The sequence below is a fragment of the Orrella daihaiensis genome, assembly GCF_022811525.1.
Lineage (GTDB): Bacteria > Pseudomonadota > Gammaproteobacteria > Burkholderiales > Burkholderiaceae_B > Algicoccus > Algicoccus daihaiensis.
Genome location: NZ_CP063982.1, coordinates 2,587,195 through 2,601,673, shown reverse-complemented (window position 1 = coordinate 2,601,673; position 14,479 = coordinate 2,587,195). Strand labels below are relative to the sequence as shown.

General features: G+C 53.7%; 14 protein-coding genes and 1 pseudogene. 9 read left to right on the top strand and 6 right to left on the bottom strand.

The features are described from left to right. Positions 1-3: 3 nt before the first annotated feature. From DHf2319_RS11950 to mpl, 4 genes are read right to left on the bottom strand one after another with little or no spacing between them, the layout of a single operon-like run. Entirely contained in the window at positions 4-885 is an 882-nt protein-coding gene (locus DHf2319_RS11950; protein WP_243478584.1) for a TonB family protein, read from the bottom strand. A gap of 17 nt (positions 886-902) precedes the next feature. Beyond that, positions 903-2,786 (bottom strand): ribonuclease catalytic domain-containing protein, encoded by a 1,884-nt coding sequence (locus tag DHf2319_RS11945; RefSeq protein ID WP_243478583.1) that lies wholly within the window; start codon positions 2,784-2,786, stop codon positions 903-905. Beyond that, positions 2,787-3,398, bottom strand: coding sequence for a YqiA/YcfP family alpha/beta fold hydrolase (locus tag DHf2319_RS11940; RefSeq protein ID WP_243478582.1), 612 nt, complete (start codon positions 3,396-3,398; stop codon positions 2,787-2,789). Then, the gene (mpl, locus tag DHf2319_RS11935; RefSeq protein ID WP_243478581.1) at positions 3,395-4,759 is read right to left on the bottom strand and encodes a UDP-N-acetylmuramate:L-alanyl-gamma-D-glutamyl-meso-diaminopimelate ligase; all 1,365 of its coding nucleotides are present in this window, start codon (positions 4,757-4,759) and stop codon (positions 3,395-3,397) included. The genes DHf2319_RS11940 and mpl overlap by 4 nt, the downstream gene beginning before the upstream one ends. A gap of 71 nt (positions 4,760-4,830) precedes the next feature. On the opposite strand from mpl, the gene DHf2319_RS11930 reads away from it, so the two are divergent. From DHf2319_RS11930 to DHf2319_RS11895, 9 genes and pseudogenes are all read left to right on the top strand, one after another. Then, positions 4,831-5,394 (top strand): TlpA family protein disulfide reductase, encoded by a 564-nt coding sequence (locus DHf2319_RS11930; protein WP_243478580.1) that lies wholly within the window; start codon positions 4,831-4,833, stop codon positions 5,392-5,394. Positions 5,395-5,561: 167 nt separating this feature from the next. Further along, on the top strand, positions 5,562-6,002 hold the full coding sequence (gene aroQ, locus DHf2319_RS11925) for a type II 3-dehydroquinate dehydratase (protein ID WP_243478579.1): 441 nt from the start codon (positions 5,562-5,564) through the stop codon (positions 6,000-6,002). A 65-nt stretch (positions 6,003-6,067) separates the two neighbouring features. Next, complete coding sequence (gene accB / locus DHf2319_RS11920; RefSeq protein WP_243478578.1) at positions 6,068-6,523, top strand: acetyl-CoA carboxylase biotin carboxyl carrier protein; 456 nt, start codon at positions 6,068-6,070, stop codon at positions 6,521-6,523. 2 nt (positions 6,524-6,525) lie between these two features. Continuing rightward, the gene (accC, locus tag DHf2319_RS11915; protein WP_243478577.1) at positions 6,526-7,872 is read left to right on the top strand and encodes an acetyl-CoA carboxylase biotin carboxylase subunit; all 1,347 of its coding nucleotides are present in this window, start codon (positions 6,526-6,528) and stop codon (positions 7,870-7,872) included. Positions 7,873-7,897: 25 nt separating this feature from the next. Beyond that, entirely contained in the window at positions 7,898-8,797 is a 900-nt protein-coding gene (gene prmA / locus DHf2319_RS11910) for a 50S ribosomal protein L11 methyltransferase (protein ID WP_243478576.1), read from the top strand. Between the two features lie 3 nt (positions 8,798-8,800). After that, positions 8,801-8,905: pseudogene (locus DHf2319_RS13210) on the top strand (MJ0042-type zinc finger domain-containing protein); the annotation flags it as partial. Positions 8,906-8,959: 54 nt separating this feature from the next. Then, the gene (locus DHf2319_RS11905; protein ID WP_243478575.1) at positions 8,960-9,982 is read left to right on the top strand and encodes a DUF3426 domain-containing protein; all 1,023 of its coding nucleotides are present in this window, start codon (positions 8,960-8,962) and stop codon (positions 9,980-9,982) included. 34 nt (positions 9,983-10,016) lie between these two features. Next, the gene (locus tag DHf2319_RS11900; RefSeq protein WP_243478574.1) at positions 10,017-10,952 is read left to right on the top strand and encodes a carbohydrate kinase family protein; all 936 of its coding nucleotides are present in this window, start codon (positions 10,017-10,019) and stop codon (positions 10,950-10,952) included. Between the two features lie 45 nt (positions 10,953-10,997). Next, positions 10,998-11,507, top strand: a complete 510-nt coding sequence (locus DHf2319_RS11895; RefSeq protein ID WP_369810193.1) for an outer membrane lipoprotein — start codon at positions 10,998-11,000, stop codon at positions 11,505-11,507. 70 nt (positions 11,508-11,577) lie between these two features. On the opposite strand, the gene DHf2319_RS11890 is transcribed toward DHf2319_RS11895, so the two are convergent. After that, positions 11,578-13,899, bottom strand: a complete 2,322-nt coding sequence (locus tag DHf2319_RS11890) for a mechanosensitive ion channel domain-containing protein (protein ID WP_243478573.1) — start codon at positions 13,897-13,899, stop codon at positions 11,578-11,580. Between the two features lie 4 nt (positions 13,900-13,903). Further along, positions 13,904-14,467, bottom strand: coding sequence for a YggT family protein (locus DHf2319_RS11885; protein WP_243478572.1), 564 nt, complete (start codon positions 14,465-14,467; stop codon positions 13,904-13,906). Positions 14,468-14,479: the final 12 nt, after the last annotated feature.

Here is a 14,479-nt window from a genome sequence, read left to right as displayed (position 1 = left end):
GTTTTATGGAACCTGTGTTGTCAAAAGTCCTGGCGTGAAACGCCAGGTTCGAGTAATCACCAATTGATCGACTTCAGCGGCTAATTGCTCGGGAAATGGTGGAAATGGCTGTGCCAGTTCAATAATACGTTTCACAGCCTGGTTAAGTCGTGCGTCAGCCGCCGGTCTGTCAATCACAATCTCGGCCACGCTGCCATTCGCATTGATCGTCACGCTGGCCTGTAAATCACCGCGTGGACGCTGCCCTGCACTCGTCGGGTAGTGCTGGCTGCCAGTTTGTTCCACGCGTAAACGCCAGGCATCGACATAGCCGGCAAATGGATTGGCAATGGCCGATGGGGCATCGTAGTAGCGTCGTGGTCGCTCGTTATAGCGTTCAATTTGATCCAGAATGGCAGCGATTCTAGAGTTTTGTTCGAGCGCCTGCTGGTCAACCTCATCCGTCCCCGATATGAGGGCATCCTCAGACGCATCACTTTGGAGTTGGTTCGGACGTGCATTCCAAATGCTCAGTAACTGCTTGAGCAATTGTTGTTGTTCGGCCTCAAGTTGCCTGCGCTGACGGGTTAGCTCTACTAACGAAATGTCTTCGTCCTCGATGCCCACGCGCGGCATCGGGTTGCTGGCAATGCGTTGGTCGGCAACCTCGCCACCGCCCTCGAGGTTGTCTTGGGCGATGACTTGGGGTGTTAGGGGTATTTGTTCACTGAACGTATTGACCAGCACCACATCGAGCGCGGTGGGCCTGTTTGCGATAGGAGACATGATGTGAGGCTGCCATGCCAATACCAGGCCGTGAACCAGCAACGACAGTGCCACACCCCAACGCAACGCGTTTTGCTCAGGGGCGGTAAACCATCGAACCAGTGGTGTCAGGATTTTCATGCCGGGATCAATGGGGCCTATGTCACATGTGTCACATAACGGGCTTGGACAGTCAGGTTCAATTCATCAGTATCGGTGATTTCTATCGTGATTTGAGCACCACGTTCTAGCTCAGGCAAGCCACTAATCTCTATCGTCAGCGGAATATCAACCAGCCGAACCAGGTTGTCTCGCATCACGCTTGCCTGGCAGCAGCTAACCTGTTGCTGATCGAGCCAGCGCAGGCACCAGTACCGTTCCATTTGTCGCTGATAATCAGACCAGGCACCGTACTGCGCCTCGAATCCACCGATGATGGCAAACAGGTCGTCCTCGCGCGGTTGATAGGGTGCAACCAAGGGGGCTGATACGCCATGCTCAGCCAGCGCCAGTAACTGACGCTGGTTGACCAAATCAACATAACGACGCAATGGCGAGGTGCACCAGGCGTAATATTCAACGCCGATGGCCTCATGGGGCAGGGCATGTGTACTCATGCGAACCCGCCCGGCCTGTTGTGAACGAAATACCCCAGGCAAATGATGAGTCGCGAGCTGTTCAGCCCAGAGCCGGTTGGCAAGAATCATGAACTCAGCCACGATGCGATCTAGCGGGGCATTGCGCATGCGCGGCTCGATTCGTACCGGGGTGTCCGGGTCGTGGGCTGCACCGTCGAGATAAAAGTTGTAGTCAACCCGGTTGTTTGACTCGGGCTTGCCACGCCGCTGATCGCGCTGGGCAGACAGGGCCAAGGTTAGTGTCCACAGGGGGCGCACCCATTGGTCATACGGAAAAGATTTGGCATCGTCTGCGAGTGCTTCGAGTGTGATCTCGTGGTCAAGTTCGTTGTGACGCAGGTTACTGGTGACCATCAAACGCTCAACGCGAGTGTGATGCGATCGAATCTCAGCCGTGTCGGGATGCACCTCAACGTAAAGTGACAGGGCGGGTACAGCCTGACCGGCAACCAGTGAGTAATGATCAATGACCTCATCCGGTTGCATCGGGATTTTTTCACCGGGGGTGTAGACAGTTGACATGCGCGCTCTGGCGATTTGGTCTAAGTCACTGTTTCGCGCAATCCCAAGTGCGGGTGCTGCCACATGAATGCCTACGCGTAACCAACCGCCTTCGAGAGCGTGTACCGAAATTGCATCGTCTATCTCTGTTGTGGAAATGTCGTCAACGGAGTAAGCAGTAACGTCAGCAAGCGGTAAATCATCATGCGCTGGCAGGCTCGCTACTTCAGCAAATCCCGTGCCTTTGGGAAAATGCATGGTTAAAAACTTGCCGCGGTGCAGACTGAGCGCATCAGGCCACGCACCGCATTTAAGTAGCAGTGCCTCGATTGTCAGACCGCTTTGCTGACTGGCCTGCTCGACTGCTTTGTAGGCCTGGGTGTTCTTGTCAGGTCGTGTGACCAGTGACAAAGCTACCTGAGCGATTTCATCGGGCAGTTCACCACGGATCAATTCGCTGGCCCAATGAGCTTGTTGCTCTGCTAACGCACGCTTTTTCTCTTGGGCAGCCAGTGCAGCTTGCAAGATCTCGGGTGGGGCAGCACGGTATTTCCCTTTGCCACGCCGATGAAAATAAATCGGTGCGTCATGCACACACCATAGGAGCGTTGCGGTTTCGAGCGCCGTGGGAGTATGACCGTAATAGTCGTTGGCAAGGTCAGAGACTTCGAACTCATCTTGCGGCGCAACTTCCCACAGAAATGCGGGGTCGATCTCCGCGGCGTTGATGGGTGCCTGTCGCAATAATTCATCCGCATCGGGGGATTCGAATGTCAGGATGCAACTAGAGCGTTTGATTTTGCTGCGCTTGCCAGAAGAGGCCTCGACTTGCAGGCTAGCATCGGTTTCCGACTTGATCAGGCCAACCTTAAAGCTGCCGCTGTCTTCGTACAACACAAACATTCAATCTACCTGGCTTGAAGGGGTGAGTCCGTCGGCAAATGCGAGCACACGTGGCATGTATTTCTCAAAATCGGATAGACCGTGATCGCTTCCGGGGACAATAATTTGGTGGGCGCCATCCATGAACTTAACCATTTCACGCCAGTCCAGCAACTCGTCACCGGTGGCGGCAATCAGCAAATACCGTTGAGGCTTCGTGATCTTGGGTACAGCCATATCAGCGAGTTCGTCTACGTACTGTGGCTCAAATGTCATCGGTTCGTTACTGTGATAGTGCGTGTGCTCGCCTACCTGGGTGGCTAGGTCACGCGCTGCGTGAACTGCTGGGTTAATGAGCACTGCGCGACAATCAAGCTCTTCAGCTAGCGCGATAGCGTAATAGCCACCCAAAGAGGATCCGACAATTGTGAGCGACTGTGGCGTTTCATGACAGGTTTGCAGCAGTTCCTGCGCTTGGGCGCGGGCAAGATCTACTACCTGCTTTGGGCTAGCAGGTAGTTGCGGACAGCGCCAACGTTCAATCAGCCCATGGGTGCTGAAATAGTCGTCAAGCAGGCGGGCTTTAAAGGAGCTCGGTGATGAGCGAAAGCCATGCAAATAAAGCATCATCATGATTGCTGCTCCAGGGCAGCGATGAGTTTGTCGTGCACGCCGCCGAATCCACCGTTGCTCATGATGACCACGTGATCTCCAGCGTGCGCGTAAGCAACGACATGCGACACCAACTCACTGAGGTCCTGATCAACTGTTAGCTTGTCCCCAAGTTCAACCATGACAGTCCGCGGATCCCATCCCAGTGATTGTTTACCCTGACCTCCTGCAAAACAGAACGTGTGGTCAGCGTCTTTCAGAGCCGCGGGCAGTCGTGCGGCCATGGCACCGAGCTTCATGGTGTTTGAACGCGGTTCAAGCACAACCAGTATTCTGGCCGTGCCAACCTGCTGACGTAAACCCGCCAGTGTCGTCGCGATGGCCGTGGGGTGGTGCGCGAAGTCGTCGTACACCGTCACGCCAGCCACAGTGCCGCGCACTTCCATGCGACGCTTGACCCCTTCGAATCGGTTTAGGGCATTCAGTGCGTCAGTTGGCGTAACCCCAACGCCTTGTGCGGCAGCCATTGCGGCCAAGGCGTTCTTGGTGTTGTGCGAACCAGTCAGTGACCATGTCAGGGGACCAATTGGCTGGTCGCCTAAAAAAATGACGTTTTGTCTATCAACTTCCTTGGCATGCCAACCTGTCTCCAGGCCGACGCGTGTCACGGGGCTCCAGCAACCGCGCTCAAGCACTCGATCAATGGCGGGTTCACCATTGGTCACAACGATGCTCCCGTGGCTCGGTACGGTACGCACCAAATGGTGAAACTGGGTTTCGATAGCCGCTAGGTCAGGGAAAATGTCTGCATGGTCATATTCAAGGTTGTTCAGGATCGCTGTGCGCGCACGGTAGTGGACAAATTTTGAGCGTTTGTCAAAAAATGCCGTGTCGTATTCGTCGGCTTCGATCACAAATGTGGAGACGTCCGGATCAAATTTGGCTGATACAGCAAGTCCGGGTGCAATGCCCCCAATCAAAAAGTTGGGATTCAATCCAGCTTGCAGCAATATCCAGGCCAGCATGGAGCTTGTGGTTGTCTTGCCGTGGGTGCCAGCGACGGCTAAAACTTGTTGCGATGTGAGAATGTTTTCTCCTAGCCATTGAGGCCCCGAGATGTAACGGGCGTTGGCGTTAAGGATCGCTTCCATGAGTGGGTTACCCCGACTCACAATGTTGCCGATTACAAACACATCGGGCTTTAGCGCAAGTTGATCAGGCTCAAAGCCCTCTATGAGCTCTATGCCTTGTTCGGCGAGTTGCGTGCTCATGGGTGGATAAACCGCTTGGTCGCAGCCCGTTACCCGATGACCGGCTGAGCGAGCGATTAACGCGAGCCCCCCCATGAATGTGCCACCAATGCCCAGTACGTGCAGATGCATAACCCCCTCCTTGATGGCATTGTAGAGGGATGTTCCTATATGTGAGTCCAACAGGCGCTATGATTTGATGCATGAAACGACGCACGTTGATCATTGGTGGAATAGGGCTTGCTGGCATGGTCGCGGTTGGGTGGCTTGGCTGGCGCGAGAGTTCGCGCCGAGCACCGCAGGCCAATCGGGCGGTTAGGCCCATGGCAGCTGTCGAGCCCGATCCACAAAGGTTCTTTGCAGCCAGACTGCCCGATTTGCTGGGAGGCGAACAACCCATGTCGCAGTGGCAAGGGCAGCCGCTCGTGGTCAATTTCTGGGCGACTTGGTGTCCACCATGCGTGAAGGAGATTCCAGACCTGAACCGGTTAGCCGCCAAGCATACCGGGGCTAATTTTCTGGGTGTGGCGATCGATACGGAAGACAATGTGCGCAAGTTTGTGGTGAACGTGCCCATCGATTACCACTCGGTCGTCGCAGGGCATCAAGGCATTGAGCTCGTGCGTGCATTGGGCAATACTGCAGGTGGCCTACCTTTCACGGTGCTGTTTCGCCCTGATGGCACTATCTTTGAAGTCATCATGGGGATGGTTGACCCGGATTCGCTTGATCAGCAGATTGGGCGTTTGGTGGCAAGTTCGGCGTAAAAAGTATAAACTTAAGTGCAGTTAGGCTAAAAATAACGCCGAATTGGCTGCTAATTTCATAGACATGTCACATTTTGTGGTGAATGGCGCCGGGATTGGGCTGCTTTGCGGCGTTTTGTTTGGTTTTTCTCACTTCAACCTGTTCAGGCTTGCTGGCTCGGTCTCATATGGCTCATCATATTCTGGTTTTGCATGGTCCCAACCTAAATCTGCTCGGCACACGCGAGCCCGAGGTCTACGGCACAACCACTCTCTCAGACATCGATGCTCGCCTGAGAACCCTCGCCGAGCAGGCTGGTGCCAAACTCACCTCATTTCAGAGTAATCATGAGGGAGCACTGGTTGACCGTATTCAGGCATCAGCTTCCGATGGCACCACGCACATTGTGATCAACGCGGGGGCATACACCCACACCAGTGTGGCTATCCGCGATGCACTCGCGGCAGTCACGCGTCCGGTTATCGAAGTGCATCTGTCAAACGTGTATCGCCGAGAGCCGTTTCGACATCATTCATATTTGTCCGATATTGCCGTAGCAGTCATTGCCGGTCTAGGCGCTGAAGGCTATTGCGCGGCAGTTCGGTTTGTTTTGCAGCAGCCAGCGTGATGCTTGAGACTGGTCTTAAGCCATCGACGAATTTTTAACGACCCGTTTGTTTGGGGAAACAAAGCATGGATCTCAGAAAACTTAAAACATTGATCGATCTCGTGGGCGAATCTGATATTGCCGAGCTCGAGATTACAGAAGGCGACGACAAAGTTCGTATTGTCAAGGCCACTGCTGCGCCAGTGATGGCTGCGCCGGTCACCTACGCAGCAGCTCCAGCTTCAGCACCTGCTGCCGTGCCATCTGCTGCTGAGCCAATTGCTCCAGCTGCCCCGGTGGTCCCGCAAGGTGACGTTGTCAAAGCACCGATGGTGGGGACGTTTTACCGCGCCCCGAGCCCAGGTGCTTCGCCATTTGTCGAGGTTGGCCAAACAGTGAAGGAAGGCCAGCCGCTATGCATCATTGAGGCGATGAAACTGCTCAACGAGATTGAGGCTGACAAGTCGGGTGTGATCAAAGAAGTGCTTGTGGAAAATGGTGAACCGGTCGAGTTTGGCCAGCCCCTCTTTGTGATTGGTTAATCATGTTTGAAAAAATTCTCATCGCCAATCGTGGCGAAATCGCTTTACGCATACAGCGTGCCTGCCGCGAGCTTGGTGTCAAGACAGTCGTGGTGCATTCCGAGGCAGACCGCGATGCCAAATACGTGCGGCTGGCTGATGAGTCAGTGTGTATTGGTCCAGCGGCATCTAAAGATAGCTACCTGAGTATGCCGGCGATTATCTCGGCAGCCGAAGTGACTGATGCTGAAGCGATTCATCCTGGCTATGGCTTTTTGTCGGAAAACGCTGACTTCGCTGACCGCGTCGAAAAAAGCGGTTTTGTATTTATCGGTCCTCGACCGGAGTCGATCCGTTTGATGGGTGATAAAGTCAGTGCCAAGCAAGCCATGATTGAGGCAGGAGTGCCCGTGGTGCCGGGCTCTGAAGGGGCGCTGCCTGATGACCCGCAGGAGATCGTCCGTATTGCGCGCGAGGTGGGCTATCCAGTCATCATCAAGGCTGCTGGCGGTGGCGGTGGCCGTGGCATGCGCGTGGTGCACACTGAGGCAGCTTTGATCAATGCAGTCACCACCACCAAAACCGAAGCAGGTGCTGCATTCAATAATCCGGAGGTCTATCTCGAGAAGTTCCTTGAGAACCCCCGGCATATCGAAATTCAGGTGCTTGCTGACGGTGGCAAGAATGCTGTCTGGCTCGGTGAACGCGACTGCTCCATGCAGCGTCGTCATCAGAAAGTGATTGAGGAGGCGCCTGCGCCTGGCATCGCTCGGCGGCTAATTGAAAAAATTGGCGAACGTTGCGCCGAAGCTTGCCGAAAGATGGGCTATCGCGGGGCTGGCACGTTTGAGTTTCTGTATGAGAACGAAGAGTTCTACTTCATCGAAATGAACACACGGATCCAGGTTGAGCATCCTGTGACGGAACTTATCACGGGTGTGGACTTGGTACAGCAGCAAATCCGAATAGCTGCAGGCGAACCTTTCACGCTCAAGCAGCGTGATATTCAATTCAAGGGGCATGCTATTGAGTGCCGTATCAATGCTGAGGATCCGTTTAAATTTGTTCCCAGCCCGGGTCGTATTACCAATTGGCATACACCCGGAGGACCTGGGGTGCGTATCGACTCACACGCATTCAATGGTTATTTTGTGCCGCCGCATTACGATTCGATGATTGCCAAGGTCATCACCTATGGCGATACACGCGATCAGGCGCTTGCCAGGATGCGTATTGCTTTGTCAGAGATGGTAGTCGAAGGCATCAGCACCAATATTGCTTTGCATCGGGAGTTGCTCGTTGATTCACGTTTCATCATGGGCGGCACCAGCATTCATTATTTGGAGCACAAACTCGCTGAGCGTCCATAACAGCTCAACTCGATAGGGATTGCGTGTGCGTGAATTGGTTTTAGAGTGCTCTGGCGAGCAAGCTGACATCCTGACCGACGCTTTGTTGGAGGCTGGAGCATTGTCAGCATGCGCAGAGGACGCTGAGCTTGACACACCTAACGAGCAGCCTATATTCGGTGAGCCCGGTGGCGATGCCTCACCGCAGGGATGGGCTGTTAACCGTGTCGTGGCCTTGTTGCCAGATGGGCTAGACCCAGCACAGTTACTGGTACACGCCCAGCATGTTGTCGGTTTTGCGGTGAGTCAGCATTGGCACTTGCGCGAAGTGCCGGATGAAGACTGGGTCAAGCTAACGCAATCCCAGTTTGATCCAATCAACATTGGCGAGCGGTTAGTGATTGTGCCTACCTGGCATCGTAGCGAGGCGCAGACGGGTGATCGGGTGCGCATAGAGCTTGATCCCGGCCTGGCATTTGGTACGGGTAGCCACCCCACCACGCATCTTTGTCTCAAATGGTTGCAAAGTGAAATGCCGCAGGCAAGTCGTGTACTGGACTATGGCTGTGGCTCGGGCATTCTGGCGATTGCTGGCAAGTTGCTCGGTGCAGCTGAGGTCGTGGGTGTCGATATTGATGAGCAGGCCGTGCAATCAACCCGCTACAACGCGAGCGCTAATCATGTCAGCGTGCAGGCGATGCTGCCGGACGAGCTTGCGCCTGGTACTTTCGATGTGGTGGTCGCGAACATTCTGTCAAATCCTTTGAAGGTGTTGGCGCCCATGCTCAGTCATCGGGTGCGTCAAGGTGGTTACCTGGTGTTGTCCGGGATCCTGGCTCGCCAAGCGCAGGAAGTGGCTGAGTTTTATTCACCCTGGTTGCATTTGTCTGTTTACGAAGAGCTCGATGGGTGGGTTTGTCTGGCTGGTCAGCGTCAGGAGGGTTAGCCAATGCCCTTGGTGACATGTTGCCCCAAATGCAACAGCGAATATGAAGTTATCGCCGATCAGCTCAAACTGCATGATGGACTGGTTCGGTGCGGCCAATGTTCGCACGTCTTTGACGGTTTTGCTTGTCTTAAAAATGCGTTGCCTACGTTGACGCGAAAGGTGGCTCAGGATTCGGCGGCCAGTGCGGTTGATGCACCGTCCTCTACGCCCGTGTTAAACGCATTGGTCGAGCCGATCAAGCCAGCCCCTGACCCGGTGGAGCCAGATGACATCCCCACAAAAGCATCCAAGCCATCGCCAGTAGAGTCACGCAGTACACCTGCAACGGATTCTGTTTTCTCTGGCACTTTGACATCTCAGACGACCAGGACATCGACCACATCGACCCCGCTTGGGCAGGAAGGTCCATTTATACCGAGTGTCGACCGATCAACTGCAGCAGGTTTTGCAGGATACGGTCGACAGGAGCCCGGCTTTGGTAGCCTTGAGCAGGCAACTGTAACGCCCGATTCACGCGAGCCGAGTTTGGGTGCGATCGCAGCGCGAGCACAGGCGCTCACTGATGCGAAGGTAGAGCCTGTGCCTGAGCCTAAAGTACAGGTGTTTGGTGAGTCGCGACTCAAAGGGGATGATCCGTCAGCTTTTGGTCGCCAGGTGCCCGAGTTTCTCGAAGAGGAGGAAGAGGTCTCTGAAGGCGTTGGTGTGATGTGGTTGGTGGCATCGATTGTATTGGCACTTGCGATCATCGGCCAGAGCTTGGTGGTTTTTAGAAATGACATTGTGGCGGCAGCACCTAGTCTGCGACCATTGCTTGTGCAACTTTGTCAGCCGTTGTCTTGCGAGGTCGGTTATGTTCGGCAGATTGATCGAATCTTTATCGTAGGGTCATCGTTACAACAAGCACCTGATGCCCAGCCTGTTGGCAACCAGCGTGCTTATGTGTTGCGGCTGACCCTGCAAAACCGATCCACTTATCCGCAGCCTTGGCCAGCTCTCATGTTGACGCTCACAGATGCTTCGGGTACGGCTGTTATCAAAAAAGCGTTATTACCATCAGAATTCTTGCCACCTGATCTGCTTGAGGGCCCCATGATTGCGCGCAAAGAAGTGGGCCTAGACATACCATTGACTGTTGATGGTTTAAGCATTAGCGGTTACGAGCTAGAACGATTTTTTCCATAGGTTTCCATAGGGCCCGTGTAACGGGTAGTCAATTATGTCTGATGAAGTTTTGATATGCGGGTCGGTCGCTTTTGACACTATTGCGGTGTTTGATGGTCGTTTTAAAGAACACATCTTGCCTGACCGAATTCATGCGCTAAGCGTGTCGTTTCTCGTGCCGCAAATGCGGCGCGAGTTTGGTGGCTGTGCAGGCAACATTGCCTACAACCTAAAGTTACTCGGTGGTCAGCCTTTGCCAGTGGCAACGGTTGGCAGTGACGCCGAAGACTATCTCAAACGCTTTGCTCAGTTTGGCATTGACACGCGGCATGTCAAGGTGCATTCGGATATGTTTACCGCGCAGTGCTTCATTACCTCGGATCTTGATGACAATCAGATCAGTGCGTTTCATCCAGGTGCCATGGATCGAAGTGCTGACAATGATATTGGTGAGCACAAGGCTCGTTGGGCGATCGTGGCACCGGACTCAAAGGCCGGCATGATGGCGCATGTCAACCGGTTTGCACAAGCGGGTACGCCGTTTATATTTGACTTGGGGCAGGCCATGCCTTTGTTTGATGGCAATGACCTGCTGAGTGTGTTTAGCAAAGCAACCGCATTGGCACTGAATGATTACGAAGCCAGTGTGGTTGAGCAGCGCACAGGCCTGTCGATTGACAAGCTTGCACAAACGCTGCAAGCGGTGGTGGTTACTCGTGGTGGTGAAGGCGCTACGTTATATACCCAAGGACAGATTATTGATATCGCGCCGGTTTCACCGCAAGCTGTCATTGATCCCACCGGGTGTGGTGATGCTCACCGAGCGGGCCTGTTATTTGGCCTAACCCAGGGCTGGTCTTGGGAGAAGTCCTGCATGCTTGGCAACGTGATGGGTTCGATCAAAATAGCACATCGGGGACCCCAGAATCACGCCCCTACACGCGAGCAAATTGCCCAGATCATGCAACAAAACTTCGGTGTTGCGTTCTAATGGAGGTAAGGCTGGTCCGTTCCAGTAAGCCTATGGGAGAGAATCATGCAAACGACTAATGCTTTTACAACCATGAAGGTATTTCAGCGCCTGGCCATTGTCGGCGCCGTGCTTGCCATATCAATCCATGTCTCGGGTTGTAGCACCCCTAGTGCTTCGGCAGGTGTTTACACCTATGGGCAAGCGCAGTCAGAGCAAATCGTGCGGTTTGGTACGGTCACGGGTCTTCGCCCTGTGGTGATTCAGAAGGATCGTTCCTCAGGTGTAGGCATGATTGCAGGTGGTGCGTTGGGTGGCGTGGCGGGTAGCGCTGTCGGTGGTGGCACCGGACGTGACCTGGCCATTGTTGGTGGGGCTATCCTCGGTGCTCTAGCCGGCGAGAAAATCGAAGAACAAGCTGGTAAGACCCAGGGCGTTGAAATCACGGTTCGCCTAGACAACGGTGAGACACGTGTGATTGCACAAGAAGACGATCAGCGTCTTGCGATTGGTTCTCGGGTACAAGTCATCAGCGGTGCTGGTCCGGTTCGAGTCGTTCCAGCCTCAGGTGGCTGAACACTGGGTTAACGCTGTTTTAAAACTGCCCTGACATATCCAGTAAAGCGGCGGCGCAAAAGCGTTAGCCTCAGGTTTGTTCTCCCGTATTTTGTTCTAGCGTAATTGATCGCATCGGGTGCGCAAACGCGATACCGTACTCCGTAAATCGAGCGTGTATCTCTTTGCGTATTTCGCTCATGACAACCGGGCCGCTCACCTTCGCTAGCATGGGCGCCCAGAACTGTAATTTGAATTGCATGCCACGCTCAGTAAAGCCGTCAAGCAAAACACGTGGCTCAGGCACATCCATCACCACCGGATGATCTTTTGCCACATTGATCAGAATATTGCTGACTGTTTGTGCATCAGCGCGATAGTCGACCCATACGTGGACCTCGCGACGCACGTCCGGTGATGAATAGGTCCAATTAACCAGCTTTTCTTGTACGAGAGCACTATTTGGGATCAGGTGTTCAGTGCCGGTGGCACTAGTGAGTGTGGAGAAGCGAATGCCAATGGAGGTAACGCTTCCGGTCACACCTCCAATTTCTATCCAGTCTCCAACCCGGACTGGTTTTTCCAGTAAGAGAATCAACCCGCTGATCAGGTTCTGCAGCAGGTGCTGAGCACCAAAGCCAATGCCTATTGCTAATGCCCCACCAGCAAATGCAAAAATACTCAAGGGGATATCCATGAGTACCAAGCTAAAGACAATCAGTGTCAGGCCTGCGAATAGGGAAATCCACCGAGTGATGATGATTGAGGTACTGGCACCAATTCGGTTGCGTCTTAAGGCCATGTTCATGGCGCTAGACACGATTCGTTTAACCAGTAAAAGACCGACAACCAGAATCAGCAATGCCCCGATACTCTTGCCGACCGTGACACTTCGTAGTGTGGTGATGGGGCGTCCTTCAACGGTGACAGTATCGGACACCGTAAAAATCTCGTAATGCCAAATATCGCTCGCAATGTCAGCAACATCACCGCCAAGGTTCAATACACGCTGCCACAACGGCGCTTGGTGCTCAAATGTCTCGACTTCCCTAAGCGTGATGTTCAAAAGAAACTGTGTGCTGGTCAGCTGCGACATGGCTTGCGCCAAGGTGTCGATGTACTGTTGCATGATGTCAGCGCGTGCTCGTAAGTAGTCTCCCTCAGCTTTAGTGGGCGACAAAACCGCACCGTCGAGAAATGCTTGTCGCTCGCGCTGTGTTTGTGCCGATACTGTCTGGTTGTACTGCTCCCAACCTGCAATCTGTGCAGCCATGTCCCCAAATACGGTGTTGAGCTCAGCGAGATTACTGCTGCTGTGTTGGTTTTGATAGAGATCGAAGCGAATTTGCCAGAGCTGCTTGGTGATTTCCAGCATTTCATAGCGGTAAAAAGCGACGTCACGACGCAGGCGCTGCAGCTTTGCCTGATCACTGGCCAGCATCATTGCCCGCTCTGCTGCCACCACCGTTTCGGTGTTGACCGTATCTGCCGATTGGATCCTTTGTAACTCTGCCGATGCCTCGTTGAACGCGGCGATCGCCTTGTCGTTGTCTTCGCGGATTCCTTCCTGCTGCACGAGCAGCCCCGTGATGTTTTGTTGTACTTGTTGTTCAATCCGGCTAAAGGCAGGCTCATCAAGGTAGAACCGGTTATCCATGTAGAGCCAATCTTTGCGACTGATTTGGTGGCTTAATTCAGCGATTACCCGGTTTAAGTCATTGGTTTGAACAAAAATATCAGCAAATACCAACTCTAGATCGACCGCCTTGAGCTCAGCTTGTTGCAATCGCACGGCGAGCTCTTGTCGTTGATCAAGCAGATCGCTGGCCGTCCCGGGCACCGATCGAGTCTGCCTGATTTGGGCTTCCAGTGTTTGTTTCTCATTTAGCAGGGCCTGGCGCGAGTTCTGCAGCAGTTGTCCATGAAGCAGGTATTGATCAGCCAGAACTCGCGACTCTGTCATCAAGAGGTAGGTGTCATCGGCTAATTGCAATGGCCACGGTGGACCATCAGCCGGCGGCTGCCAAGCGGTCAGTTGTTGCTGTCGCTGGCGCGCTTCCATAATCAGGCGTTGCAAGCTGTGCAGCCCATCGATCGCGTGGTGATAACGCTGGACGCTGAGCTCTTGTACATCAAGAAGACTTTGTGCCAGCGACGTCAAGCTTGAAGCCTGTTGTTTAAACGTCTCGAATTGGGCACGCTGCAATGCCACTTCACGCTTGGCGTCTGCCAAATCGCCTTGCAAGGTCGTGATTTGTTGCGCAATATCCTCTGGGCGAGGTGTTTGCTGGCTAGCAATGGTCGCTGCGTCAGAGCCACGCATCATCCCCGAAAACACGCTCGTTTGGGCTGACGCTTGCACTGAAGTTAATAGGGCAGCAATCGTCAAGCTCAGAACAAGGGCTAGTCGCATGCCACTACAGCCCAACGAGTGTATAGCTGATTCGATTAAGCACCATCAGTGCAACTTGAGCCAAAATCAGAAGTGCTAAAGGAGAAAAATCGAAGCCGCTAAAGTTGGGAAGTATTCTGCGAATCGGCTCAAGCATTGGATCAGTCAGCGTTCGCAGTACTGGCATGATAGGCGCCATTGGGTTGACCCAAGACAGTATTGCCTGAATCAGCGTCATCCAGATGACCAGATTTAATGCCCAACGCCCCATGGTGACCGCAGCCGCCAGCATGCCAGGTCCTATCAGTTGCGATGGCGGCATGCTGCGAGTGGCTAGTACCCACATAAAAAACAAATAAAACAAAGCGACCAGATAAACACCAAGCAAGCTCGCCCAGTCGATGGAGCGGCTAGCTGGTAGCGCCGCTCGCAGCGGCTTGCATAGCCACTCTGTCATTCGGTAGATCAGTTGCGCAAAAGGATTAAAGGGATGAAACCTGATGGCGTGCAACCATGCACGCGCCAGGAATGCTGCGCCCAGAATCGTGAAACTGATTTCAATCAGAAATGTCAGGATGTCGCCCGTCATTTAGATGCTGTC

Excerpts from the sequence above, each read along its gene's own strand:
- DHf2319_RS11950 (WP_243478584.1), bottom strand. The coding sequence starts at position 885 with ATGAAAATCCTGACACCACTGGTTCGATGGTTTACCGCCCCTGAGCAA.
- DHf2319_RS11945 (WP_243478583.1), bottom strand. The coding sequence starts at position 2,786 with ATGTTTGTGTTGTACGAAGACAGCGGCAGCTTTAAGGTTGGCCTGATC.
- DHf2319_RS11940 (WP_243478582.1), bottom strand. The coding sequence starts at position 3,398 with ATGATGATGCTTTATTTGCATGGCTTTCGCTCATCACCGAGCTCCTTT.
- mpl (WP_243478581.1), bottom strand. The coding sequence starts at position 4,759 with ATGCATCTGCACGTACTGGGCATTGGTGGCACATTCATGGGGGGGCTC.
- DHf2319_RS11930 (WP_243478580.1), top strand. The coding sequence starts at position 4,831 with ATGAAACGACGCACGTTGATCATTGGTGGAATAGGGCTTGCTGGCATG.
- aroQ (WP_243478579.1), top strand. The coding sequence starts at position 5,562 with ATGGCTCATCATATTCTGGTTTTGCATGGTCCCAACCTAAATCTGCTC.
- accB (WP_243478578.1), top strand. The coding sequence starts at position 6,068 with ATGGATCTCAGAAAACTTAAAACATTGATCGATCTCGTGGGCGAATCT.
- accC (WP_243478577.1), top strand. The coding sequence starts at position 6,526 with ATGTTTGAAAAAATTCTCATCGCCAATCGTGGCGAAATCGCTTTACGC.
- DHf2319_RS11900 (WP_243478574.1), top strand. The coding sequence starts at position 10,017 with ATGTCTGATGAAGTTTTGATATGCGGGTCGGTCGCTTTTGACACTATT.
- DHf2319_RS11895 (WP_369810193.1), top strand. The coding sequence starts at position 10,998 with ATGCAAACGACTAATGCTTTTACAACCATGAAGGTATTTCAGCGCCTG.
- DHf2319_RS11890 (WP_243478573.1), bottom strand. The coding sequence starts at position 13,899 with ATGCGACTAGCCCTTGTTCTGAGCTTGACGATTGCTGCCCTATTAACT.
- DHf2319_RS11885 (WP_243478572.1), bottom strand. The coding sequence starts at position 14,467 with ATGACGGGCGACATCCTGACATTTCTGATTGAAATCAGTTTCACGATT.